Below are 25,425 nucleotides of genomic sequence, written 5' to 3' on the forward strand. Positions count from 1 at the left end.
TGTCAAGAATCTTTATCTATTCACTGCGTTAATATGTTATAATAATATAAGATATACCGTAGGGTTTGCTGAACGGTTTTCAAACCACAAAAATGTTCCCAAATGTCACCGCCGGGATATAATTGACCCAGGTTCGCCGGAATGAAAATGACCCACCCCTGTAGAATACCTCTCTGAAATTACCGACCAAAGTAGCTTCAGAGGGGAGATATATGCTAAGGAGTGGGACTGTGATCAGATTACACGAACTTCAAGCGAGCGGCAAGAGTATCCGCGAAAGCACAAGAGAAACGGGCTATTCTCGTAATACCATTCGAAAATACCTCCGTGCAGACGGAATTCCGGAACCTCGTTCACGAAAGAAGAGAGTTTCCAAGCTCGATCCGTTCAAATCCTTGCTGGATCAATGCCTGGAAAAGGGGATTTTTAATTGTGAAGTTCTGCTGCGTCTCTTGTATTACGATCATCAAGGACTATGTGAAGCCCCGTCGGCCTCCAAAGCATGCACCTGCGGTGCAACGCTATGAGACAGAAGCCGGGTACCAAGCCCAAGTGGATTGGAAGATTTGCGAGTACATCGATTTAAACGGTGAAGTGCGTAAAATCCCCGTTTTTGCGATGGTGTTAGGTTACTCTCGAGCCATGTACATCGAATTTACAAAGCGTTGTGATATCCACAGTTTCTTACGCTGCCTGATGAACGGATTGGAATACTTCGGTGGTGTCCCGAAGACCATGCTGACCGACCAAATGAAGACCGTGATTCTAGGCATGGGCGATGATCGTAAGCCGAGATGGCATCCGTTGTTTGAAGATTTTGCTGCTGCAATCGGCTTGATTCCCAAGGTCTGTCGCGTTCGTCGTCCCCAAACGAAAGGAAAGGTCGAACGAAGTGTTCAGTTCATTGAGCAAAGCTTCATGCCAGGGCGATCATTCACCGATCTTGGTGACCTAAATCGCCAAGCCAGACAGTGGTGTGATGAGCAAAACCGTCGGATCCACGGTACAACTGGAGAAAGACTGATCGATCGCTTGGCACAAGAGAAGCTCGGTATGCTTCCGTCTCCGGAACGCTGGGCAAAGTACCGATTTGAACCGCGGAAGGTAAGCCGTGACGGATTTGTAAGCTACGACGGCGTTCGTTATGGCGTTCCATGGCTGTATAGCGGACGTGAAGTAAGGGTGCGAGACATAAACGGATTCATCGAAATTTACTGTGAGAAGCAGCTCATCGCTCGGCACGAGAAGCAGTACCGATCCCGAATGCTCGTCATGTGTGAGGGCCAATACGCGAATCTGAGTACGGCTCAGGGATATGCTTATCCAAAGCCGCAAGGCGTTCAGATTCCTGTTCAAGACGTGGAAGTGCGTCCGTTGGACGTGTATGAGCATCTTGTAGAGGTGGGCGTATGATCGAGCTGGAACAAGCCCGTCACCGTTTGGAGGAGCTCGGATTGGGCCAAGCGGCCCAATCGCTCGATGCCAAGCTGGAAGCCGCCAGTCGTAGCCAAAGTACGTATCTCTCTTTTCTCATTGAATTGCTGGACGCTGAGATACAAGAGCGCCAGCGCCGAAACGTAGAGGTTCGCATGAAGCTGTCCCACCTTCCTTTTCGGCGCACGCTGAACGAATTCGACTTCTCCTTTCAGCCGGGGATTGATGAGCGACTGATTCGTGAACTGGCGGCTCTTACGTTCGGAATATTTGCGCGTGTTCAAGTCCTGATCTTCCGGAAAGGTACCCAGTTAAATGAATATAGAGATCAAAGATATCCTGTCTAAGAACATTCTTAGCGAAGTGAAAGGTTATCTGGATGTCGGATTTACCCATTCGTTGAATCCGTACAGTGGCTGTGCCTTTTTTTGCACGTATTGCTACGTAAGGGAAATGCCGATTCAACGGTTTAAGGATATTCCATGGGGAGAATGGGTGGATATTAAAACGAACGCAGCAGAAAACTATCTGGCTGAGGTGGTCAGACTACGTCGCAGAAACAAATCTATTAATATCTTTATGTCCTCTGCAACGGATCCTTACCAGCCGCTCGATCGAAAGGTAGCTCTTACAAGAAGGATACTCGAAGCAATGATTGAAATGCCGCCTGACCTACTTCAAATCCAGACAAGAAGCCGCCAATCATTCACCGTTTGAACAGCTACTTTTGCAGCTTCAGGCTTGGGGAATCCAAAAACCCCTGTTGAGATCGCACAAAATGTAATACTCTTTATATCCGGGATCTTAGCCGCTAGTTCCAAACAAGCGCGATAACAAGCAGCCAGCGGGAATGTAAATTATTTTGTGTAAATGGGTTTTTAAGAAATGAAGAGTTACATCATAGGCTTTACATGGAGGGGCGGGCATGATAGGCTGGTTCGCCATGCGATGCATGGTATACTGGCATCGCCCAATCGCAAGAAATCATGCCCGCAGAGGCTCCATGTCAAGCCGGCTCAACAGTTGGATTAGGCGGACAGTTCCGCTTGCAACCGATCCCCAAAATGGATGGCAAGCTGCGATATACATTCTTTCCAACTCCTGACTGGCATAGTCCACTTCCTCGAAGCCTCAATCGTCGCAAGATAGATGATTTTACGCAGAGCATCATCAGACGGATAGGCGGTTTTCGTTTTTGTTACCTTGCGGAGTTGACGGTGATATCCCTCAATCACACTCGTGGTGTAGATCATCTTGCGAATCTCTGGAGGATAGGTAAAATAAGCGGTCAACTCAATCCAGTTATTTTCCCAGGAACGGATAATAATCGGATACTTCTTCTCCCACCTCTCTTTAAAGGCAGAGAAGGCAACTTCGGCTTCTTCTAACGTAAGAGCTTGATAGACTTTCTTTAGGTCCGCCAAGACTAGTTTCTCTTCCTTGAACGGTACATATTTCATGGAATTCCGTATCTGATGGATGACGCATAGCTGAATCTGCGTTCTCGGAAACGCGGCGTTAATGGCCTCTGAAAACCCGGAAAGCCCGTCCTTACACGCAATCAGGATATCTTCGACTCCACGACTTTTCAACTCCGTACACACATTTAGCCAAAAGCTAGCACTCTCGTGCTCGCCAATCCAGATACCCAAAATATCCTTATGTCCAGACATAGTAATTCCTAGAACGCTGTATGCTGCTTTATTGATGATCCGATTATCTTGGCGAACTTTAAAGTGAATGGCATCAAGAAATACAATGGGGTAAACGCGGTCAAGTGGTCTACATTGCCATTCCGCTACCATTGGCATGATCTTATCCGTTACTTTACTGACCATCGCTGCTGATACTTCAATTCCATATAGATCCTTCATGTGCTCCTCAATGTCTCGCGTAGACATCCCTTTCGCATAGAGAGCAATGATTTGGTCCTCTAAGCCATTCACGGTAGTCTCGTGTTTTTTTACAATATGAGGTTCAAATTCGCCGTTGCGATCGCGAGGCACACGGAGTTCAGTATTGCCAAATTTGGTTTTTACCGTCTTTTTGCTGTAGCCGTTTCGACTGTTTCCAGTATGATCACCTTCAGAGCTATGCTTGTTGTAGCCCAAATGCTCATCCATTTCAGCTTCAAACAACTGCTGGATCGTGTCACGAAACAGGTCCTTCAGCATCATGTGGACATCCTCAATCGTGCGGCAATCCTTAGCCAATTCTTTAATCGTAAGATCTCTTTTGTCTTGCATAAATGATCATCTCCTTAATGGGAAGTTTAACTATTTACACAAAACTTTTTACGCTCTCCAGCCAGCTCGACACGGTGTTTATCTGTTAATTTAGTTTCTTTAGGTACAATGGGACCTACCGTATGAAGCACATAATCTGACGGTAAGTTATAGCCCCTTGTGATCTTAGCCCCACCTGTTGCCTCTGTCTCGCCTTGTATTCGCATGATCGTGCTGCAATCTTCGCGTAGTTGTGGTCCTGCTGCGGAATGAATAGCATTATCGATACAAGCGTGATAGGGCTGAAAGCATCCCAGTAAATACTTATTGGCGGAAGCCCGGGCCTGTATCACGGATCATAAACTTTATTTTGTTACCTTCTTTATAACATTGAACAACAATTTCACCAAACGAGGGTGTGTGTCTGACGGCATTATCCAACAAATTGTTCATCGCTCGTTCCAATAAATGCATATCACCGCTAATGAAGCAGTCATCTACAGTATGGGTCGAGATCGAGAGGTTCTTTTGGCGAGCTAGCGGACTTAAACTGTCAATCGATTTCAGGATGATGAGTTTAAAATCAATCGTTTGCTTGTTAAGATTCATCTCCACATGCTCCATCTTTGTAAATGTGAAAAGGTCCTCTACCAACCGGTCCAATTGCGCCGATTTTTCCTTACAAACCGCCAAATACTTGGTTATTTTATCCGGAGATTGGGCAATGCCCTGCTCCAGACCATCCAAATATCCTCTTAATACGAAGAGTGGAGTCCGCAAATCATGCGCAACTGCTGCGATCACGAATCGGCGTGCTTCTTCCAATTCCGCTTGTTTTTGAAAAGCTTTTTGTATTCCATTCACCATCACTTCGAATGCATCGCGTACTTCAGAGATTTCGGTGATCCTGGATCTAGGCAACTCCACGCCCCAATCTCCTGCAGCGATTTTTCTAGCTGCAAAACTCATCTTTTCGAGAGGCTTAAGAAGAAACCTTCGCATTTCAACACCGACAATAAAAAAAGCTAACAATAGCCCGGCAAATATCGAAATGATCCGAACCCCATTTGACTTCGGAAGATAAATAATGACCTTTCCAAGTAAATGACCGTCCTCTATAATGGAGAACCGTTCGGTAGAAGGCAATATGCCATGGCTCTGCGGATTAGAACGGTAAATTTCTTGATCTGATGCAGATAGAATAGCCGCTTCCATTTTCGCTTGTTGCAACTCACTTTTAAGCCCCAAAATTGGATTTGAGTCATACCCCCTTATCTTGTTAAGCTGATATCAGAAGAACAGGGGGATATTTTTATGCAACGGAGACGCTATTCAATCGAGTTCAAACAACAATTGATCCAGGAAGCCCACGAAGTAGGAAACGCTAGCCAAGTAGCCAGACGGCATGGGATAGACCCTAAAATGCTGTATCGATGGATACGTGACTCCAAACACGCAGATTGGCAGAATACGTCTTCCGAAGCTAAAGCTGTAACAAGCTATACACCAAGTCCAGGAGAGTTTCGGGAACTGGAAACGGAGAATGATAAACTGAAGAAATTACTGGGAGAAAAGGACTTGGAAATCGCGATCCTTCGTGATCTTGTAAAAAAGGTGAACCCAGCTTATCGGACAAAATGGAAATAGCCGACAAGTGGATACAGCTGGGGTACACAGCCAAACTAGTGCTACGTATTGTCGGCATCCTGGAAGCAACCTACTATTACCGAAAAAACAAAGCCTCCCAAAAACCTCGCGTTTATCACGGAGGAAGACCTATACCCGGTTATTCGTTGTCAAAAGACGGACAACCTGTCAGTGACGAACAAATCAAAGAATGGCTATCCGAGTTGATTGCCGATGAAGAATCTGCTTATGGATATCGAAAGCTTACCGTCTGCCTACGGCGAGACCACCAACTGGTCATCAACAAGAAAAAGGTTTACCGCTTGCTGAAAGAAGAAGAACTCCTGCAACCACAACGACAAAAGAAAAGGAAACATCCTCGAAAGTTGGCAAACAACCGAGAGATTACCGCTCCGAATCAATTGTGGGAGATAGACGTAAAATACGGATTTATCGTAGGAGAACAGCGTTTCTTTTTCCTGATGAGTCTCATTGATGTCTATGATCGAGCGATCGTGGACTACCATTTCGGACTGACCTGCGAAGGAAAACATGCTGCTCAGATTCTCCAACGTGCTTTGTGGAAACGGCAGCAATTCAATTGTGATGATCGCCCTGTTATCCGTACGGATAACGGTCCACAGTTTATTAGCCATGCCTTTGAAGAAGCCTGTCAGCATTTCCAAACGGTGCATGAGCGAATTCCTCCAAAGACACCCAATAAAAACGCTCACATTGAGTCATTTCACAGTGTTTTGGAGAAAGAATGTTTGCAGCGGAATGAATTTCAGAGCTATCAAGAAGCCTATGAAATCGTGACAAACTATCTGCTCTTTTATAATCAGCGACGGATTCATGGAAGCTTGTACGATTTATCACCTGTAGAATTTGGTAAAGCCTTTGCCTTGCAACTCATTACACCATTTGTTGTGAAAGTGTAGTATGGCAAAGGATTGCAGAATGATCCCTACTTCAACCTAGCTGACAAGCAGGAAGGAAAACGTCTGGGGTCAAGTGATCTCCTTGACGCTAGGCGTTTTCCTTCCTAGACTCCTAGGTGGTTGAAGGAGGGAAGAAGCATATGAAAATGCGAGAATAAGGGAGAAAGACTCAAATTTTAAGGGGTTAAACCGCTCATGATGCAATTGGTTTTGCCAATTCGGATCCCTCCATTTGTCCGAATTGGTTTCGATCAGCTGTACGATCTTCTCGATCCATTGTCCTTGCAGAATCTCGGCTTGAGCTCCGTTTTTTGCGAAGCTGAGCGTTTTTGTCTCTATGAAGTGTGTTGTCACATAAAAGATCCACGGCACTAACATTAAGAAAAAGAAAAGCAGTATAGTAAACGAACGAATACGAAGTGTTCTCATCTTAACCTCCCTCGAAGCGATACCCTATTCCCCATACGTTGACTAGGTATTGAGGATGGTTCGGATCGGATTCAATTTTCTCGCGAAGTCGGCCGATGTGCACCCGAATCGTATGCCTGTCGCCTACCCCGTTCCAAAATTTCGAAAGTATCTGTTCATATGCAAAAACATGCCTGGGGTGTTCGGCAAATAATCGCAATAATTCATATTCCCTCGGGGTGAGCACTACACTCTTCCCATCCACGAATACTTCTCTTGTGGATAGATTTAGCTTGAGGCGGCCAGCGCGCCCAGCAAGCCGTTAATTGCTAGTTGGTGAAAGTCCAACCGAGGTAAGAGCCAAGTCGCCTCGTAGCTGACAGGCAACTGGTGGAGAGATCCTAAGGTTGAAGCCCTGTGACAAAGTATCCCGTAAGGGAGCGAGCAAATCAGCGGACCGTAACATAAAGTGAATCCTGCCGCTTCGTTAAAGGGACCATCAGTGGATGGACAAGGAGGAGACGAGCCCGGTGGCCGCAGGCGAAGTCCATGGACGATGTGTAGAACTTGGAGACAGCATCAAGGAACCTCCCGGAGTATGGGGAGCGGTACGCTGAGAAAGTAGTTAACGGAACTGGGGAGACCCTACTCTGCACACCCCGTTGGGGTGTAAAGCGAAAGCCTATAAGCACATGCGAAAGGGTGGACGGCAGAGAGGGAGTCGGAGGGGTTTATAGTACCGTTGAACATAAGGACAACACAACCTTGTGGAGGGAAGGAACCCTGCTTTGTTCTTGGGTTGAAAGGAGGTAAGAGTGAGTGAATGCAAGTAAACTTGCTAACTACACCAATGTAAAAGCTCGACAACTTTGGACAACCCTATATCTTTGTGCCAAGGAAAATCCAAAACGGCGATTTCATGCTCTGTATGACAAAGTGTACCGGCCAGATATTCTTGCGGAAGCGTGGCGTAGAGTTCGAGCCAATAAAGGTAGCGGCGGGATAGATGGACAGACAATTGAAAGAATCGTTCAGGAGTATGGGGAAAGTAAATTTCTCAACGAAATTTATCTCGACCTGAAGGGTAAGCAATATCATCCATCTCCTGTGCGGCGCACGTACATCCCGAAAGCGGATGGGAAACAAAGACCGCTTGGTATCCCGACCATCCGAGATCGTGTTGTTCAGATGGCAACCAAGATGGTTATTGAGCCTATCTTTGAAGCCGATTTCAAAGATTGCTCATACGGATTTCGTCCCAAACGAAATGCCCACCAGGCGATTACACAAATCAAGAAAACCAGCAGGACGGCCTCCTGGGTAGTCGATGTAGACATCAAAGGATACTTTGACAACATTAATCAGGAAAAGCTCATGAAGCTAGTAGAGAAAAGGATTTCTGATCGCAGGATACTAAAGCTGATTCGGAACTGGCTCCGTGCGGGCGTCATGGAAGATGTACAGTTTCATGAAACCGAATGGGGCACTCCGCAAGGAGGGGTAATCTCTCCACTGTTGGCAAATATTTATTTGGACTACATGGACACGATTTGGGAGAAGCAATTCACTCATCTTGGGAAGCTGATCCGATATGCGGATGATTTTGTAATCATGTGTAGATCGAAACAAGACGCTTTGGAAAGTATACAAGTCATAAAAGCGGTACTAAACAAACTGGACCTTACACTTAGTAAAGAAAAGTCTCGACTGGTTAATATCTGGGACAATACCACGGGCTTTGACTTCCTTGGTTTACACCATCGAAAATTTCCCATTCTTCTCAAGGGTGGAAAGAAAATGTACGTCATGTCACACATTCCGAGCAAGAAGGCTATGAAGGAAATGAGAAGGAAAATCAAAGAGTATACCAAACCGCGCAACAAGTTGTACTGGTCACTAGACGAGCTGATACAAGGGCTGAATCGAAAACTTCAAGGTTTCAAGAATTATTACTCACTTTCACCCATAGGAGCTAAGTGGTTATGTCGCATCGACTGGTATGTTCTGACAAGACTTGTGCTCTTTAACAACAAGAAAAGGAATAAACAAGCGAGACATGCGCGGATGAGAGAGATAGCAAAAGCTACAAGAGGAATTCTTGTGAAGCTTGCCGTACGCGATAACCGAATGCCAAGGAAAGAAGAACATCGGAAAGCCGTATGAGGGAGAACCTCACGTACGGTTTGATGAGGGGGAACTGAAAGGAGTAAGGCGACCAAACGGTCGCCAGAAAACGTCAGTTCTCTACTCTACAAATCCAAGATTCTCTCACTCATTTGCAGTTGGGAAACAGAACGTCGTAGTACAGCTTTTATCCTGGCTACAATTTCACCGGGTGAAGCGGTTTTGACAATATAATCATCGCCGCCGAGCGTCAGGCCGCGAATCTTGTCCACATCGTCGCTGCGTGCGCTCAAGAAAAGGATCGGAACGTTACTCTTCTCCCGAATCCGGCGACATAACTCAAACCCGTTTTGACCCGGCATCATGATGTCAAGAACAATACAATGAATGGAATTCTGCTCAAACAATGTCCAAGCTTGAACAGAATCGCAAGCGGTTATAACGCGATAATTTTCATACTCTAAAAAGTCGCTCAATAGTTCAACAATGCTTTGATCATCGTCTACAACCAGTATGGTACTGATTTCACTCATGAATATCCCACCTTTGAAAACTAGTTTATCATTTAACCCCATGCAACAAACAGAACCACCTAATTTGTGATGATTTGTTTATTGTTTTGTGACCTTTATACAACTTCATTTGAGATACTCGTTTGTTACGATACTTCTTGCCGAGTCGGACAGCAAATATCGCGAGTTAGGGCCCGTTCTACGCAAAAACGGATGAAGGAGGTTGACAAACTTGGAATACGGAAGTTTCTCATTTTTTCCATTCGGTGCTCTATTTTGTCTTACGCTTTTTTCTTTTGTCGCAATTCGAATTTATCTGATTCGTCATCGCTACAGAGATTCCAATCCAAAAGACCGTGACATCGCATTGATTCTAAAAGGTCGGATGGCGAGTGGTGAAATCGACGAGAAGGAATATCACAGGCTGAAGGATCTTCTGACAAAATAACTTTTCCCTGATACGATCCGCAGGTTCGAGGATCAATCTATTGACTTTGAATATGAGGAGGTTTATGGATGTTAACGGTTCAAGTCGTGCTTTTTGATGGCTTTGACCTTCTGGATGCCATTGCACCTTACGAAGTTTTTTGTGCCGCGGCAATGTATGCTGAACACGCGTTAAGCGTAGAATTCGTTACCGCTGAAGGGCCGAGATCCGTCACCAGCGGCATCAACGGGTTAAAAATTGAAGCGAGTGGCAGACTGAACCCGGAACGAACAGGCATCATTCTTGTACCTGGCGCGTCGGGCGACGTCGAAGGAGATGGGCCGAATTCGCCCCCAGCCATTCTGTCGCGGGCACTGAATACCGAATTGGTTGAAATGATTGAGCAAGCACTCGGGCAAAATGACATCATCGTTGCCACGGTTTGCGGCGGTTCCCTGTTACTGGCCATGGGAGGGCTCTTGGAGGGCAGACCGGCGGTAACGCATCATCTGGGCATGAATGTACTTGGAGCAACCGGAGCCATTCCCGTCCCGGCACGCGTAGTGGATAGCGGCAATCTGGTTACTAGCGGCGGCGTTACTTCGGGACTCGATGCAGCGCTGTATCTGGTGGAACGCGAGCTTGGACCGCGTATCGCGCACGCGGTAGAGCAGCTGTTCGAATATGAACGGAGAGGAACGGTCTGGCGGGAAGAAGGAAGGGCGCCTAGCTCTCACAAGGCAGAGACCGACGAAGAAACGAACAATACGGGGATGATTTATGATACCTCGGAAATCAAATTACCCGGAGAATCTGAATTCGACGGGGATTGGGATACGACAATTGCTACGCCTGTTGGGAAACTGGAGGTCAAGCTCTCCATTTCCATAAGGAATGGGTTGATCCAAGGCCAGGCCACACAAGGGGATGAAACGGTCGAGTTTATAAACCCCTTACTTCAGGACAATAAGCTTACCTGGTCGCTGCGCGTCACGAAACCTATGCGGTTAAATCTAAAATTCGAAGTTATCGTGCGTGGAGATGACATGATTGGATTCGCCAGGGCCGGCATACTGCCTGCATCCAAATTAACAGGCAAGCGTGTTACCTAACCCATAAATGCGAATTGGCAATTAAAATGAGGGGATGGATCGCATGAAGGAGTGGAAAATATCATACGGACTTTTGGCCTGCATCAGTATTCTATTTATCCTTTACGCTTTGGTGGCCAATTTTATTATCGATCCTGGAGCCAAGGCGTTTTTAAGCCATAAAATCGGCCTGAAGTGCGAACTAAATCTTCCAGTCTGGATCAACGTTATGCACGTTCATGTTGCGTTTGCCTGCATCGCCATGGCGACAGGGTTGCTCAACTTCTCCAACCGCGTCTTTGAAAAAAGCCGCAAGCTCCACCGTATAAACGGCTACGTTTATTTAGTATCCGTCCTTCTTGTCGTGCTTACTTCCGGATATATGGCTCCTTATGCTACCGGAGGAAAAATAAGCAGTATGGTGTTCAACGCTCTTAATCTAATATGGCTGTTTATCACCATTACGGCGCTTGTACAAATCAAAAAGAAACGCATCATTCGGCACCGGAACTGGATGATCCGAAGTTACGCCTTTTGTTTTACGAACATGACAATTCATCTCATCACCTCCCTTTTTTATCAGGGATTTGGTCTCAACTACGCTACCAGCTATACAATTGGCGTTTACGGCTCTATTGTGCTGCTGTTGATCATTCCTAACATCATTATCAGAAATATCAATCGATCCAGAAAGGCAGTGGTAGGATGAAAAAAATTATGGGAGTACTCATGTCGTTTGTACTAGTTCTATGTCTAGTTACCTCTGCAGCAAGTGCGAATTCAAAAGAAAATAATGATCCATTCAAAGACAAAAGGATGCATGTTCAAATCGTCTTGTTCGATGGTTTCGATCTGCTGGACGCATTAGCACCATACGAAGTATTTGCTGCTGCGGGAATGTACTCAAACGGAGCAGTTACTGTGGAATTGGTTTCCGCGGAAGGCAAGCGTTCTGTCCCGAGCGGTCTGAACGGGCCGGCTCTCGAAGCGCAAGCTGCATTAGACCCCAAGCGTCCTGGAATCATTTTGGTGCCCGGGGCTTCGGGCAAGCCAGCAGGAAATTCGGAAGATACCATTCCGAATATTTTAAAGAAGGCCATGATGACGGGCTTGTCGGAGAAATTGAAACAAGCTTTTAACAATGAGGAAGTTATTGTAGCTACAGTATGCGGTGGTACACTGCTGCCTGCGATGGGAGGTTTGTTGAAAGATAGACATGCGGTTACCAATCAAATAGGCATGGAAGCGTTAGGAGCTCTCGGTGCAATTCCGATTGAAGCAAGAGTCGTTGAAGATGGTCCTCGCTTCGTAAGCGGGGGAGGCGTGACTTCGGGTCTTGATGTGGCCTTGTATTTGGTTGATCGTGAGTTAGGTCCTCAAATCGCAAATGCTGTAGAACAGTTATTCGAGTACGAGAAAAGAGGCACGGTGTGGCGAGCGGAAGGCATTGCGCCGATCCATTTTGACGAAAACTAATACCGATCCGATAAGAGCAACAGCGGCAGACTAGGATGATGCAAAACACCCTGGCCTGTCCGCTGTTGTTGGCTCGATCACAGGCCAAAAGAATACAACTGGCCTGGGTTTGGCTAAATTTTCTTGGGACTGACTTGCATCTTATCCAAAACAAAGTTATCATAGATACATGAAGTCTTTAATTCGAATGGAGGAGTGCTATGAAAACTCACAAGCCACTGATTATGCGTTTGAGGTGATGTTCCATTTACTGGCAACAACGCCGGACAAGATTACTAGACCCATCTTATGACAAATTAAAGATATTATATATCCATAGTATATTTAATCGAAAGGAAGATCACGATGGCTATTCAACATGCGAAAGATTCTACTTTTAATGAGATGGTGCAAACGGAAGGTATAACAGTAGTGAATTTTTGGGCCGCTTGGTGCGGTCCATGCAGAATGTTTGCACCTGTATTAGAGGAGTTTGAAAGGGAAGCAAATGATTCCATTAAAGTCGTTAAAGTTAATGTAGACGAAAATCCGGTAACCTCTTCACAATTTCAGATTATGAGCATCCCGACAACCATTATATTCAAAGATGGACAGCCTCTATATAAAGAAATAGGCATATTGTCGAAAGGTGAACTGCAGCAGCTTGTTGGCTCCAAATAAATCAACAAAAAAGGGGAGATTCTTTTGATTTATGATTGTGCTATTATCGGCGGAGGCCCGGCAGGACTCAATGCGGCTCTGGTACTTGGGCGGGCCAGACGCAGTGTTGCGTTATTTGATAACAGCCAGCCCCGAAATGCGGTTACACATGCCTCTCATGGATTTATAACAAGAGACGGTGTGACACCCGCCGAGTTTAGGCGTATTGCATATGAGGAGGTTCTGGGGTATCCCTCCGTTGAACTTTTACCTTGGGAGGTAACCGAGATTCACCGGACTGATCACAGGTTCGTCGCCGTGGCGTCAACCGGAAAACGGATTGAAGCACGCAAATTACTGATCACCACTGGACTTAGGGAGATTTTCCCGGATATTCCAGGTTTGCGTGATTGTTATGGAACAAGTTTGTTCAGTTGTCCCTACTGCGATGGTTGGGAGCTTCGAGATCAGCCGCTAATTGTTGTTTCCGAGAACTCTGGAGTGTTTCATATGGCCAAGCTGCTCTATACCTGGAGTAAAGATCTTGTGGTTTGTACAAATGGGCATGCGGTTCTGGACAACGATCAAAAACAACTGTTGAAATCCAGAAACATCGAAGTGGTTGAACAAGCAGTAACGATGTTTATCGGTCATGAGGGGAAATTGCGGCAGGTGGAATTTGCAGATGGCACGCGAATCGAGAGAACGGGAGGATTCATTACACCGGAATGGAAACCGAAGGCGTCTTTTCAGGGTTCGCTTGGTTATGAGGTAAATGAGTTTGGCGGTATCGCCACAAATGAGTGGGGCAAAAGCTCGGTTCCAGGTGTGTATGCCGCCGGGGATGCAGCTTACGTCATGCCTTCCCAGTTGATTTATGCCGCAGCAGGCGGAAGCAAAGCGGCGATTGGCATCAACATGGAGCTGACCGAAGAGGATTTCGTTTAGCTCTAAGTGGACATGTCCTTCTCTTGGGGAAAAGTTTCTTAGAGAGAAGGACTTTTTTCAAAAGTCATAAGTGTAATGACTGCATCAAACAGAAAGGGATGAAGAGGATGATGACGAACGATTTTTTTAATGATGCCGTTTGGGAAGCAGCTTGGAAGAAGGATCCAGATACAGCGATTAGCAAAATGAAAAAAGTTGGAATTGATCCAGCACATACTTTTGACCATAGGGCAAAGTCATTTAACGAGCAGGCGTTTAGCGAAGAAGGCAGGCGAAGAACAAAACGGATAATGAATTGGCTGGAAAGTCAGGGTGTGACATTTAAAGATACCTCCATATTAGACATTGGAGCGGCCTCAGGCGGATTTACAGTGCCGTTTGCGGAGAGAGGGGCTAGTGTTACTTCTGTGGAGCCTAGTCTTCCATTAGTTGAGCTCTTGAAAAGTAATATAACGGGATTAAAGAACGGGAATGTAGAGATTGTGGCTGAGCCTTTTGAAGACATTGATATTCAAGCAAAGGGGTGGGAAAAAGCCTTTGATTTCGTATTTGTCTCCATGTGCCCGGTTATTGCCGACTGGGAGAGTGTGGAGAAAGTGCTGAGCTGCGCACGACAGTATTGCTATATCAGCCTGTCTGTCGGCTCCAGGGAGCACAGTCTGGTAAAAGAGATTTGGCCTTTGGTCACTGATCAGCCCATGAAAACGGAACATTTGGAAATGGCTTATTTGCTCCATTTACTGTATCTCAAAGGGTATTCCTATCAGTCGCTCGTAACCCGGGAAATGAAATCTACAGAGGTACCTAGAGACACGGCGCTCCAGGAGGTGATGGAATGGCTGAGAATCTTCGGTTTGCCTGCGGACGACCAGAACAGGAAAATCATAGCCAATTATTTGGAACGGACCTATCCGACGGATAAGGTTGTCATCCAGCAGGGTGGGCGTTTTGGCAAGGTGCTTATTCAGTTGAAGGATCAGAGCATGTACACCGGTGTCCAAGAATTTTCCCATAAGTAATTTCTTTAACTATATAATGGACAAAAAATATCTGTAATATCTACAAACTGGAGTGTCTGTAGTAAATTGAGGAACGTTATGAAAAGAAAACCTGTAATCATTGTCGCATCTCTAATCGTCGCGAATTTTTTGGCACAACTCATGCAAACCATGCTGAACACGGCTTTGCCACAAATGATGCTTGACCTTGGAATCCAGGTCAATCGGGCGCAATGGCTGATCACCGTCTATCTTCTGGTTTCTGGAATTGTCATCCCTGTGACGGGATTCCTGATCGGAAAATACTCGACGCGAACCCTGTTTTTCGCATCCGCTGGGGCCTTTACGACAGGGACGCTAATTGCCGGCTTCTCCGTCGACTTCACATTGATCCTAAGCGGACGAATTATTCAGGGGATTGGCGCCGGATTGCTGGTACCGGTGTTCCTGAATACGATTATCCTAGTGTTCCCAAAGGAAAAACTCGGGGCAGCGATGGGACTGGCCAGTCTCATTGTGGGACTCGCCCCTGCACTGGGGCCGACGATTTCCGGCTTCGTGATTCAACATCATTCTTGGAGAATCTTATTCTATGGGGTGGCGCCCATAGCGATCGCGAACCTGTTTGTCGCCTATTATTGCTTGGAAAACGTTTGGGATACGCATAAAGCGAAATTGGACTGGAGATCGATTCTTTATTCAAGTTTGGGCTTCGGCAGTCTGTTGTATGGATTTAGTATCCTTAGCGATCAGGGAAAAGGGATTCAGCTTGCGCTGACCTTCCTTATCGTGGGATTCGCACTGTCGTTTCTGTTTGTGAAGCGCCAATTCAAACTGGCCGTCCCTTTGCTTGATTTCAACGTATTTCGTTACCCGAGATTTACTTATGCATCGATTATAGGCGTAGTCCTGTTCATTGTGATGGCCGGGGTGGAACTGCTGCTCCCGATATATGCACAAAATGTCAGGGGACTACTGCCTAGAGAATCGGGGCTAATGCTGCTCCCAGGTGCATTGCTGATGGGGGTGTCCGGAGTGGTATCGGGTAAAATCTACGACCGTTATGGCGGTCGCTATTTGATTCGGATCGGCTTCTTCGGGATAGCCGCCGTAACGGCTCTATTAACGATAGCGCTATCGATTCACGCTCCGTATGGTCTGTTGGTAGGGTTATATGCGTTGCTTATGACCGGGGTCGGTTTTATGATGACCCCAATTACTGCTTTTGCCATGGCGAGCTTGCCGAATTCGATGATGAATTACGCTTCGCCGATGACCACGGCCATACGTACATTGGGCATGTCAATGGGCGGGGCACTGCTCATCACCCTGGTGACAATTACCGCAGATTATAGCTCATTCTCTTTTCCGATCAATATGCATCAAGGAATTCAAGCCGCGTTTTGGTCACTAGCCCTCGTTGCAGCGAGTGGTTTTCTTCTTACTTTCTTTGTTCCATATGGTAAAGGTTCAGTGGAATCGTAGGTCTTGGAGTGTTGCCAGTTACAACGAATAAAGGAGTAATAAGGGAGGCGATATTTGACATAAGCCAATATAAAAAGTTATTATGGGCACATAAAGTCCATAATTGAGGTGAACATCACGTTATGAAATTTTCTAAAGCGACAAACTATGCTCTTCATACGATGCTCTTTCTTGCCGCATTCCCGCCGAACAAACTTATCGGCGTACAGCAATTGGCGGAGAGACAAGAGGTTTCTCCAACGTATTTATCCAAAATCCTTACCAAGCTGGTCAAGGCAGGAATGATTGAATCGACTTCAGGAGCCAATGGTGGATATCGCTTAAAACGGAATTGGGAAGAAATCTCGTTTCTCGACGTGATTCATGCCATTGAAGGCTCCGCCTCCTTATTCGACTGTGAAATGAATCATGGATCAGAGTGTTTAGTTCAGAAGGTGATGGTATCGGCTGAAGAGAAAATGGAGGACTTTTTAAAAAACCAAAAATTATCTGAGATTGCTAAGAAAATGACGGTAGTTCTTTGAAGAAAAACTGTTTTTATGAGAATGGTTTATTTTATTAAACCGTTTGGGAAAAGCATGAAAGGAAGATATACAAACGGCATTGAACAAGATTGTGCTGCGTTAGATTGATACCATTGTCCTCTCGACCGCATCGATGTCGCGAAGAAGAGCTCTCGATATACCTTAATGGTGAATCGAGAGCTCTTCTTTTGCATATTCGGAAACTTGTCGAATGCAGGAGCCTGGAGGGTCTGGTTTAATTCGTGAAATGATGGGTCAGGAATCGGGATGATGGACTGAAAAATAAAGTATTAGACGGGAAAGCACTCGTCCCTATTCTTCCTCCGCAGGATAAATTGCCGACGTTCGGACAATATCGTTACTGGTTCAAGACTTGGAAGATACCTTAAAAAGGCGGATTAGTTTGCGTTCTCAATTGACAAATATAATAGTATTTGTTACCGTGGATTTTTCTCGGGAAGTCATCACCAGTTCAAGCACCCAACCCAAAAGGGACGAACAACCGTCAAACATCCTGACAAAGACATTCCCGTTCCTACGCTCAAAAGCATTGAACGGCGGTCGGGGTTAAAGTTTGAATAGCCCCGGCTCCCTCCCGACCATTCAAAGGAGGTATCCGACATGAAGAAGCCGGAGCGATATTTCTACCCTGCCGTTTTCACTTATGACCCCGGCAAGGAAATCGCTGTTGTTTTCCCTGATCTGGATTGCGCGACAAGCGGAACGGACGATCACGATGCGCTTTTGTCCGCGCGGGAACTGCTCGGCATTGTCCTGTACGGGCTGGAAGAAGATGGCGAACCTATTCCCGCTCCAACGCCGCTTTCCCAGATTCAAACCACGCAAGCGAACGAACGCGCTGTGCTGATTGATGTCTATATGCCATCTATCCGCAGGCGCAAGTGAACCGTTCTGTCAATCGGACGGTCACGCTTCCGGCTTGGCTGAACGCCGCCGCGCTGGAGAAGGGCATTAACTTTTCACAGGCACTGCAATCCAAGCTGATGCAGGAATTGGGCATTGATCGCGTGAACGATGCGAAGTGCTTCCTACACAGTCACATTCGCACTCCCGGCGCAACCTTTCCCGGCTTGGACGTTTTCTTGAATGTCTCGTATGGATTTCACCTCACGATAATTTGCAACAGCATAACTGCCAATGGAATAAGAATCCACCCAATAGGAAACAATGATAATGATGAGATGTGAGAATCTGGAGGTTCGTCGATGGCAAGAAAAAAACAAAATCAATCGATCAAGAATGATTTTTTCGGAGACATTCAATCAGCCCTCGGGTTACCCCCGGACTTGGTCTGCCGATCCTTGTTTGTCCAAGGGGAACAAACCGTGCAGTGCGTATATCTGGAATCGATGGTCAATAAAAAAACGATTGACGAATATATTTTGAAATCGTTCACGGAAAATACGTTTTCCGAAGGGGAAGCGCCTCTTTCCGCCGAAAGCGGTTTTTTGCGCGAATTTTCCTTTTCCGATCCATATGAACAGTTGCGGGAACATGCCGTAAAAGCTCTCCTGGCAGGCCATTGCGCACTAACCGATTTTTCAAGGGAGCGCGTTTGTCTCATCAATGTGACCGAATCCAAACAACGCTCCATTGAAGAACCGAAGTCGGAATCGACCATTCGCGGGCCGCACGAAGGCTTTACGGAAAGCATTCTGACCAATGTGGGGCTTGTCCGCAAAAGAATCCGCAACCCATTCCTCCGGTTTGATAAAATGAACATCGGCAATCAAACCGGGACGACTTTGCTTATGGTGTACATGGAGAACCTCGCCCCGGAATCGCTGGTCCGGGAAGTGCGCGGCAGATTGTCAGCCATCCGGACGGACAGTGTGCTGGAAAGCGCTTATGTGGAGGAATTCATCCAGGACCGGATTTGGTCTCCTTTTCCGACGCTTACCAACACCGAGCGCCCAGATATGGTAGCTGCCCAGTTGCTGGATGGTAAAGTGGCCGTAATGGTGGACGGAACGCCCAACGTCCTGCTTGCCCCCATGACGTTTTTCGAGTTTTTCAGTTCTCCTGAAGATTATTATCAGCGGGCGGACATCGCCACGTTTATTCGCTGGATTCGGTTGATTTCCTTTTTTACGGCCGTGTTCGTCCCTTCCTTGTATGTCGCGGCCACGACGTTCCACCAGGAACTGATCCCGACCCAACTTCTGATCAGTTTGTCCGCCCAGCGGGAAGGGGTTCCCTTCCCCGCCATCTTCGAAGTGTTGTTAATGGAAGTCGTGTTTGAAATTATCCGGGAAGCGGGGCTGCGTATGCCGCGAGCGGTCGGACAGGCGCTTTCGATCGTGGGGGCGATTGTACTGGGGCAGGCGGCGGTGGAAGCCGGTCTTATTTCCGCCGCGATTGTCATTGTCGTAGCCATAACCGGCATCACCAATTTTGTCGTTCCGGTTTACAGCTTCGGCATGTCACAACGCCTGCTTCGCTTTTCGTTCGTGCTGTTGGCCGGCTTTATGGGCCTTTTTGGCATTTTATGCGGTGCCCTGTTTCTGGTTGCCCATCTGGTGTCGCTTAATTCATTTGGCGTTCCTTACTTCACTCCCGCTTCCCCGTCCATAGGAACCGATTGGAAAGATGTGTTGGTGCGGCTGCCCCGGCCCTGGCTGGATCCGAACGGTCTGCCCGGATATATTCGGAATATGAAGAGAAAAAGGTAATCTGGAGGAACAAACATGACCAACCGGTATGCAGCGGGTCTGTTCATCCTGATGATGTTTACCGCCCTGCTTACGGCTTGCTGGGACAGGACGGAGATGAACGAACTGGCGCTGGTCAGTATGATGGGGGTGGACAGCGATCCGGAGAGCGACAAAATAACCGTGTATTACCAGATCATCAACCCGCTCAGCGGCACTTCCGCCAAAGGTACGCCGGGAGGCGAACAAGCCCCTGTGTACACTTACGAAATCAGTGGATCGTCTTTTGGAGAAATCAAATCTACGATTTACAAAATGTTGCCGCGCAAGTTATTTATGGCCCACTGCAAGGTGCTGCTCGTTTCCCAGCGGGCCGCCAAACAAAACATGCGCGATATTGTCAACTTTATCGAAATGCAACCCAACGGCCGCTCGTCGGTCCCGATGCTGATTGTCGACGGATCGATATCTCAGGTCATGAGAACATTAACTCCCCTGGAGCGGGTGCCGTCTGACACGATCGATTCCAGGCTCGACCTGCTGATCCGGAATTCGCTCCTGGTGGGAAAACAGATCAAGGTCAGTGATGTCATTGAACGGATGGAAAAGTCAGATACGATCGTATTACCGTTGATCACCGGAATGACAGAGGCACCTTCTTCCAACAGCGGGGAAAGGTCGGCGGATATCGACGCCAATCAAAACAACTTTATCATCCGAGGCGGGGCGGTTTTCCGTGATTATCGCATGGCGGGCAAACTGAATGATACGCAGCTGGTCTGGTACCATTTGCTAAATGGCGATCGAGGTCGCCACGTGCGACAGTTTCAGGTGGAAGGAAAACAGGTATCCGTGGAATTGAGACTGGTTCGCATAAAACGTGAGGTCTTCTGGAAATCCGACCAACCTGTCGTTCGGATCCGCTTGGACCTCGAACTTTCCACTGCCTATACAATCGAGTTCGTCCCGAAGTCTCGGAACGAGGTGGAGAGACTTGAAAACAGACTGAATCAGATCATAGCAGACGAGTCGCTTGCTTTCTATCAAATGATAAGGGAGCGTGGCTGGGATCTGTTAAGCATCAACGACTTGTTGCGCAAACAAACGCCAAATCATCCGGATATCGACCAAGCGGCGAAAAATGCACAAATTGAGATTCGTGCAAATACCCGGCTGCTCCGAACGGGAAGCATGAGTCAACCTTATGGAGGAACAGGATGAAGCCAATGATTTCCCGATTCCAGTTTTATCTGCTGACAATCAATTATATCCTCGGAACCACCCTTTTCGTGCTGATCGGGCGGCTGGTCGTACAGGCGGGACAGGATGCCTGGCTCATGCCCTTGTGGGCAGGAAGTTTTGGCATACTCGTCGGTCTGTTCTGGATTTTTCTTTTCCGATATTACCCGGGCAAAAGTCTGGTGCAAATCCCGCTGGAAGCTTGGGGACGTTCTCTGGGAACGCTTGTTTCCGTCCTGTATTTTCTTTATTTCTGTATTTTGGCTGGATGGGCTCTTCGAAATTTAAGCGATTTTTTAAATGGAACCATCATGCCGGAGACGCCGAAAACCGTTTTTCACGTCATGTTTTTGCTTGTCGCCTTTTACACGGTCGCTCAGGGGACGGAAGCCATCGGACGATTAAATCAAATCATCACTCCGTTTTTGTTCTTCCCGTTCTGGTTTGTTCTGTTGCTGGCAATGGTGAACTGGGATTGGGGAAGACTTCAGCCAGCTTTCCATTCCGGCCTGGGTGCCATTTTACAATACCATTCCTTTTTGGGCTTTCCCTATATGGAAACTATTGCGCTCACGATATTGTTTCCGCTGGTCAAACAGGGGGCAACACGCCCCTTTTTGCTTGGGTTGATGACCGCTTCCCTTTCTCTTAGCATGACCTTGTTTATGATTATCGGTTTATTAGGAGTGGAGAGGGCGTCACAACTTACCTTTCCAGTGTATACGACCGTGCAGGAAATTTCCATCGGAGAGGTGATCGTCAACATCCATTCCATTATCTCCGTTATTTTACTGATTCTGATTTTTATCAAGCTGTTGGTACTCGTTTACGGAGCTTCCGAAACGCTGCGTCAAGTATTTCGTCCAAAAACCCGGTGGCCTCATTTTCTGGGTTTGACGATTTTGTTGTCGGCGACCGCCTTGTCCATCTATGAAAACCCGATCCAAAACGAGGAATGGGATGAAAAATATACATTCATATATGACAGTTTCTTTGTTCTACTGATCCCCTTTTTGTTGCTAGTGACAACATGGGTCAAACGCACGTTCGAGAAGCGAAAAGGAGGATGAATTGAACATGTTGATGCTTCACATCCTGCTGGCGCCTTTGATAGGTTTGCCGATGTTGGGATTGCTTCGAAAGAGACTTTATCGGGATGCAGCAGTTTTTGGGGCTGTATCTGTTATTGGATACGGATTATGGATTTGTATCGTGAATCATCGTCCTTTTATCATTACGATTTTTATTGAAAGAATGATTGAAATGTTAAAATCCATTTCAACGACGATGATATAAACGTAGAATGAATAGTTTTGCGGGTTCTTCCCAGTTTGTTACCACTATGATCCGCCAATCCTTGTGATAGAACTTTAACAGGAGATATGAAGGATGACTGAAGTGGCAGACTTCACCTGAAAGGTGCTCCTCCCTTTGGGTGATGTGTTTCAGTCAAACACCATTCTACCAAAGATTTGGATCCCTTTTATCGTTATCAAGAACATATGTAACTATACAAAAATCGCTCGAATAGTCAACAACATAACTTTTCCACGTTGTATAACCAAGGATAGCCCCGCCAAAATAAAAGATTTTGTAAAATGGTAAGGAAGTTGTTCATTCCTGATGATTATAGTCAAAGGGAAGGGGGCAAACCATGATCATAGCCACGAAACTTCATATTCCTCGATCGCGAAGCTCGCTTGTTGCGCGTTCCCGTCTCACCCGGCGTTTGCATAAGGGTTGGATTGCACGCTTACTTTGATCACAGCTCCAGCCGGGTATGGCAAAACGACATTGCTCGGCGAATGGGTGATGACGCTGGAAAATCCCGTCGCCTGGGTCTCGCTTGATCAAGGGGATAATGATCGCACGCGCTTCTGGGCACATACCATTGCAGCGTTAAAACAAGCGTATCCGTCTTTTGACCAACAGGACGTGCTTCGTCATGCCGCGGAAGATCCATCGGGTGTGTCGCTGATTGCTGCGCTCGTCAACGGGCTGCATCGCATTCCGCAAACGAAGGTGCTCGTTTGGGATGACTTTCATCATATCGAAGAAGCGTCAATCTTGAAGGGCGTCACTTATCTGCTGGAACGTTTGCCACTACATGTCCATCTCTATCTTGCAAGCCGAAATTCTCCAGCGCTTCCTCTTTCCAGACTACGAGCAGAAAATAGGCTGATCTGGTTGGATGCGCGCGATCTCCGGTTTGCGCCGGACGAAACGACCGAATTTTTTGCAAAGTGCGGCGGTATACAATTATCCAACGAAGATGTGGCGCACATCGGCATACTCCGGGTTTTCCAATGTACATCCATATCCGCTCCATGTGCAAGGAATTTAAAGGGAAATCGTTGATTTCCTTGCACATGAGTTCGATGAAAACGGAGCAAAACCTTTGTCGTTTCTCAATTTTTTATTCGTTCAGCAAGCCCTAAATAGGGCAGCAACATCAGTTTTTTGTCTCTGACCTAAAACTAAAGAAAAAAGCTTCTGGTTTCCAGAAGCTCAGGCTGTCGACTTTCTCGACAGCCCCATTATGTTTACTCATTGGCTAAGCGTTTCTTTGTCACCCATTCATTCCAATATTCTACTTCCTCTACACCTTCTCCTATTGCTTGAATTTTGCCAGTACAATATTCGCATACTAAAAAAAGGATCTTCTTCACGGATAATGGAGCACTGTTTTGGGGTTAATTTATCTAGTTCCCATAAGTAGAAATGTTTATTACAATGATCACATTTTACGATATCATTGTCATCTGCCATTTTTTCCTCCCTGATTATCCTTAAGAAGTCGTTATTTATATGGTACAACAGATCTCCTTCCATTCCTATCCTTCAGCAAATTTCTATCTTTCTTTGCTTGCTTAGATTTTTTTCATAGTCTAATTGATCTCTTGTGGTTTTTTGTAAATGCTCGTTATAACTGGGGTTGTAACGAACTTTATCAAAAATTTGAAGTCAAAGTTACCGAGATAACGCTGATGTTTTAGCTCCTTTGTTCTATCAGCCTGGGGAACAAAGTGGGCATGGAATAACCGTTGATCTTTGTGACTAAAAATTAGGAATACAGTATAGCCACTTAGATTTAAACTTTCATTGCGGTATGATGAATTTGCAATTTTTGACCCATCTACATAATTACCAAGATGCCTATTTACGGTTGTTCTAAGAGTAGAATTAATGTCGTACACCAAAAGAACAGATCCTCTGATATCTGTAGTGCTAACAAAGATCTCTAGGTCCCCATCATTATTTCTATCTCGATTTATTCGATTTACAATTTCGTTAACACCTGCTAATTCAATATGTCTCGTAGCCGAGGTTGCTCTATCGTTAGGAATTTCAGTAAAGTCACTCCAATTATCTACATAAGTATCCCTTGTTCGTACCTCTGCGGTTTCATCTGATGTTTATGGCAGGATAAAAGTGCAGAGAATTGCGGCGGAAAACTGCAGAGTTCCACCGCAATTCTGAGGCCATGAAAAAGGCACTTGCCAACATCCCCCTACAAAATCTACCCTTGGATTTGGCTAGAATCTGAGGGAGTGAGAGGAATGTTGAAAGTGCCACAACAACAGTATATCCGATTTTTGCGGGAAGTCGAAGGGTGTTCGATTCAGGAAATTGCAGAACGTGTCCAGGTGAATTGGCGGACCGCCAAGAAATATGCGGATCGCGACGATTGGAATGAACCGGTATGCAAGCGAAAAGGCCGCCATCCGGTGTTGGGACCGTATATCGAGATCATTGACACATGGCTGGAGGAAGATGAGCGTCTTCCACGCAAGCAACGCCATACAGCCGTCCGCATGTTTCAGCGGTTACGGGATGAGCACGGATTCCCTGGCGGGCAGCGAACGGTATCCGAATATGTCTCCAAACGGAAGAAAGCCATGGCATCTGAACGAGCCGAACATTTTGAACGTTTGGAGCATCCAGGTGGAGAAGCTCAGGCTGACTTCGGGACGGTGTACGTTGTCAAGTCGGGAGAACTGGTGGAGCGGAAAGTATTGACTCTATCGTTTCCGTACAGCAATGCCGCCTTTGTGTTCCCGGTTCCGAAAGAAAACACGGAATGCTTTCTGGAAGCCTTAGGGCGGCTGTTTCAGCAAATGGGAGGAGTCCCTCGCAAGATTTGGTTTGACAACTTGTCCGCTGCTGTTATGTCCATCCAGCATGATGGTAAACGAGAGTGTACGGAAGCATTTCGGCGTTTCTGCGCCCATTACCGCTTTGAGCCCCTGTTTTGCAATCCATACAGCGGCCATGAGAAAGGCCATGTGGAAAACAAAGTGGGGTATGGACGCCGAAACTGGTGTGTTCCGCCACCGGTTATCGATACGCCGGAACAACTGGAGACGTATTTGGCGGAAGCTGCCCGTGCGGATATGCAGCGCCCTCACTATGTGAAAAAGCAAACCATTGCCGAGTTGTGGGAGCAAGAAAAATGCAAGCTGCTGACGCTGCCGACGACACCGCTGGAGATTTTCCGGCTGGAGACGTGCCACCTGAACAAATACGCTGAGCCTTGGAGCATGCCCTTTACGCGATAAAACACCCTGTTTTCCGCCCGGAACCGTTTCCAGAGTCGCATACACCCCCTGCCCTTCACGGGCAGATACCAATGCTGGATGAGTACGACCGGATCCT

The 25,425-nt window shown here is 46.6% G+C and carries 23 protein-coding genes and 6 pseudogenes; 23 read left to right on the forward strand and 6 right to left on the reverse strand.

The window, feature by feature from the left end; translation table 11 throughout:
* Nucleotides 1-212: 212 nt before the first annotated feature.
* The 3 genes and pseudogenes from istA (V5G20_RS09700) to V5G20_RS09710 all read left to right on the forward strand — a co-directional run.
* Nucleotides 213-1,413 (forward strand): annotated as a pseudogene (gene istA / locus V5G20_RS09700) (IS21 family transposase).
* Complete coding sequence (locus V5G20_RS09705) at nt 1,410-1,781, forward strand: ATP-binding protein (RefSeq protein WP_024985588.1); 372 nt, start codon at nt 1,410-1,412, stop codon at nt 1,779-1,781. Before istA (V5G20_RS09700) ends, V5G20_RS09705 begins: the two are co-directional and overlap by 4 nt.
* Nucleotides 1,750-2,130: pseudogene (locus tag V5G20_RS09710) on the forward strand (radical SAM protein); the annotation flags it as partial. The gene V5G20_RS09705 and the pseudogene V5G20_RS09710, both read left to right, overlap by 32 nt.
* Here the strand turns inward: V5G20_RS09710 and V5G20_RS09715 are convergent.
* From V5G20_RS09715 to V5G20_RS09730, 4 genes and pseudogenes are all read right to left on the reverse strand, one after another.
* Nucleotides 2,112-2,279 carry a macro domain-containing protein gene (locus tag V5G20_RS09715; RefSeq protein ID WP_081787894.1) on the reverse strand — a complete coding sequence of 56 codons (168 nt, stop codon included), beginning with the start codon at nt 2,277-2,279 and terminating at the stop codon, nt 2,112-2,114. The pseudogene V5G20_RS09710 and the gene V5G20_RS09715 sit on opposite strands and share 19 nt — an antisense overlap.
* A 183-nt stretch (nt 2,280-2,462) precedes the next feature.
* Nucleotides 2,463-3,680 (reverse strand): IS256 family transposase, encoded by a 1,218-nt coding sequence (locus tag V5G20_RS09720; RefSeq protein WP_243014977.1) that lies wholly within the window; start codon nt 3,678-3,680, stop codon nt 2,463-2,465.
* A 110-nt stretch (nt 3,681-3,790) separates the two neighbouring features.
* Nucleotides 3,791-3,994: pseudogene (locus tag V5G20_RS09725) on the reverse strand (macro domain-containing protein); the annotation flags it as partial.
* Nucleotides 3,993-4,901 (reverse strand): annotated as a pseudogene (locus V5G20_RS09730) (sensor histidine kinase); the annotation flags it as partial. The pseudogenes V5G20_RS09730 and V5G20_RS09725, both read right to left, overlap by 2 nt.
* A 72-nt stretch (nt 4,902-4,973) precedes the next feature.
* On the opposite strand from V5G20_RS09730, the gene V5G20_RS09735 reads away from it, so the two are divergent.
* Both V5G20_RS09735 and V5G20_RS09740 read left to right on the forward strand, forming a co-directional pair.
* Nucleotides 4,974-5,306, forward strand: a complete 333-nt coding sequence (locus V5G20_RS09735; RefSeq protein ID WP_025848869.1) for a transposase — start codon at nt 4,974-4,976, stop codon at nt 5,304-5,306.
* Nucleotides 5,297-6,226, forward strand: a complete 930-nt coding sequence (locus V5G20_RS09740) for an IS3 family transposase (protein ID WP_283858068.1) — start codon at nt 5,297-5,299, stop codon at nt 6,224-6,226. Before V5G20_RS09735 ends, V5G20_RS09740 begins: the two co-directional genes overlap by 10 nt.
* Before the next feature lie 430 nt (nt 6,227-6,656).
* Here the strand turns inward: V5G20_RS09740 and V5G20_RS09745 are convergent.
* A pseudogene (locus V5G20_RS09745) lies at nt 6,657-6,938 on the reverse strand (winged helix-turn-helix domain-containing protein); the annotation flags it as partial.
* Nucleotides 6,939-7,453: 515 nt separating this feature from the next.
* Between V5G20_RS09745 and ltrA the strand changes: the two are divergent.
* On the forward strand, nt 7,454-8,797 hold the full coding sequence (gene ltrA / locus V5G20_RS09750; RefSeq protein ID WP_023555181.1) for a group II intron reverse transcriptase/maturase: 1,344 nt from the start codon (nt 7,454-7,456) through the stop codon (nt 8,795-8,797).
* Nucleotides 8,798-8,889: 92 nt separating this feature from the next.
* Here the strand turns inward: ltrA and V5G20_RS09755 are convergent.
* Nucleotides 8,890-9,291 (reverse strand): annotated as a pseudogene (locus V5G20_RS09755) (response regulator transcription factor); the annotation flags it as partial.
* 211 nt (nt 9,292-9,502) lie between these two features.
* Between V5G20_RS09755 and V5G20_RS09760 the strand changes: the two are divergent.
* The 17 genes from V5G20_RS09760 (at nt 9,503) to istA (V5G20_RS09840) (ending at nt 25,328) form a co-directional block, all read left to right on the forward strand.
* On the forward strand, nt 9,503-9,718 hold the full coding sequence (locus V5G20_RS09760; RefSeq protein WP_115311194.1) for a hypothetical protein: 216 nt from the start codon (nt 9,503-9,505) through the stop codon (nt 9,716-9,718).
* Nucleotides 9,719-9,786: 68 nt separating this feature from the next.
* Nucleotides 9,787-10,809: a DJ-1/PfpI family protein gene (locus V5G20_RS09765; protein WP_122958834.1), complete on the forward strand. Its 1,023-nt coding sequence runs from the start codon at nt 9,787-9,789 to the stop codon at nt 10,807-10,809.
* Nucleotides 10,810-10,852: 43 nt separating this feature from the next.
* Entirely contained in the window at nt 10,853-11,497 is a 645-nt protein-coding gene (locus V5G20_RS09770) for a DUF2306 domain-containing protein (RefSeq protein WP_338463367.1), read from the forward strand.
* Nucleotides 11,494-12,264, forward strand: coding sequence for a DJ-1/PfpI family protein (locus V5G20_RS09775; protein WP_338463368.1), 771 nt, complete (start codon nt 11,494-11,496; stop codon nt 12,262-12,264). Before V5G20_RS09770 ends, V5G20_RS09775 begins: the two co-directional genes overlap by 4 nt.
* A gap of 345 nt (nt 12,265-12,609) precedes the next feature.
* A complete protein-coding gene (trxA, locus tag V5G20_RS09780) occupies nt 12,610-12,924 on the forward strand; it encodes a thioredoxin (RefSeq protein WP_036623452.1) in 315 nt (104 codons plus the stop codon).
* Between the two features lie 24 nt (nt 12,925-12,948).
* Nucleotides 12,949-13,851: an NAD(P)/FAD-dependent oxidoreductase gene (locus tag V5G20_RS09785; protein ID WP_036623451.1), complete on the forward strand. Its 903-nt coding sequence runs from the start codon at nt 12,949-12,951 to the stop codon at nt 13,849-13,851.
* Nucleotides 13,852-13,961: 110 nt separating this feature from the next.
* Nucleotides 13,962-14,870 (forward strand): class I SAM-dependent methyltransferase, encoded by a 909-nt coding sequence (locus V5G20_RS09790; protein ID WP_036628257.1) that lies wholly within the window; start codon nt 13,962-13,964, stop codon nt 14,868-14,870.
* 78 nt (nt 14,871-14,948) lie between these two features.
* Nucleotides 14,949-16,334, forward strand: a complete 1,386-nt coding sequence (locus V5G20_RS09795) for a DHA2 family efflux MFS transporter permease subunit (RefSeq protein ID WP_036628256.1) — start codon at nt 14,949-14,951, stop codon at nt 16,332-16,334.
* Between the two features lie 122 nt (nt 16,335-16,456).
* Nucleotides 16,457-16,858 carry an Rrf2 family transcriptional regulator gene (locus tag V5G20_RS09800; protein WP_036623450.1) on the forward strand — a complete coding sequence of 134 codons (402 nt, stop codon included), beginning with the start codon at nt 16,457-16,459 and terminating at the stop codon, nt 16,856-16,858.
* Nucleotides 16,859-17,290: 432 nt separating this feature from the next.
* Nucleotides 17,291-17,440 (forward strand): type II toxin-antitoxin system HicA family toxin, encoded by a 150-nt coding sequence (locus tag V5G20_RS09805; RefSeq protein WP_227872737.1) that lies wholly within the window; start codon nt 17,291-17,293, stop codon nt 17,438-17,440.
* Nucleotides 17,441-17,479: 39 nt separating this feature from the next.
* Nucleotides 17,480-17,764 (forward strand): type II toxin-antitoxin system HicB family antitoxin, encoded by a 285-nt coding sequence (locus tag V5G20_RS09810; protein ID WP_213509925.1) that lies wholly within the window; start codon nt 17,480-17,482, stop codon nt 17,762-17,764.
* A 320-nt stretch (nt 17,765-18,084) separates the two neighbouring features.
* Entirely contained in the window at nt 18,085-19,551 is a 1,467-nt protein-coding gene (locus tag V5G20_RS09815) for a spore germination protein (RefSeq protein ID WP_095397578.1), read from the forward strand.
* Between the two features lie 15 nt (nt 19,552-19,566).
* Nucleotides 19,567-20,751: a Ger(x)C family spore germination protein gene (locus V5G20_RS09820; RefSeq protein ID WP_007130944.1), complete on the forward strand. Its 1,185-nt coding sequence runs from the start codon at nt 19,567-19,569 to the stop codon at nt 20,749-20,751.
* On the forward strand, nt 20,748-21,839 hold the full coding sequence (locus tag V5G20_RS09825) for a GerAB/ArcD/ProY family transporter (protein ID WP_007130945.1): 1,092 nt from the start codon (nt 20,748-20,750) through the stop codon (nt 21,837-21,839). Before V5G20_RS09820 ends, V5G20_RS09825 begins: the two co-directional genes overlap by 4 nt.
* A 7-nt stretch (nt 21,840-21,846) precedes the next feature.
* The gene (locus tag V5G20_RS09830; protein ID WP_007130946.1) at nt 21,847-22,065 is read left to right on the forward strand and encodes a hypothetical protein; all 219 of its coding nucleotides are present in this window, start codon (nt 21,847-21,849) and stop codon (nt 22,063-22,065) included.
* Nucleotides 22,066-22,527: 462 nt separating this feature from the next.
* Entirely contained in the window at nt 22,528-23,127 is a 600-nt protein-coding gene (locus tag V5G20_RS09835) for an AAA family ATPase (protein ID WP_246000570.1), read from the forward strand.
* Between the two features lie 1,202 nt (nt 23,128-24,329).
* Nucleotides 24,330-25,328: an IS21 family transposase gene (istA, locus tag V5G20_RS09840; RefSeq protein ID WP_243014969.1), complete on the forward strand. Its 999-nt coding sequence runs from the start codon at nt 24,330-24,332 to the stop codon at nt 25,326-25,328.
* The last annotated feature ends 97 nt before the right edge of the window (nt 25,329-25,425 follow it).

The sequence above is a fragment of the Brevibacillus borstelensis genome (genome assembly GCF_036700025.1).
GTDB classification, from domain to species: domain Bacteria; phylum Bacillota; class Bacilli; order Brevibacillales; family Brevibacillaceae; genus Brevibacillus; species Brevibacillus borstelensis.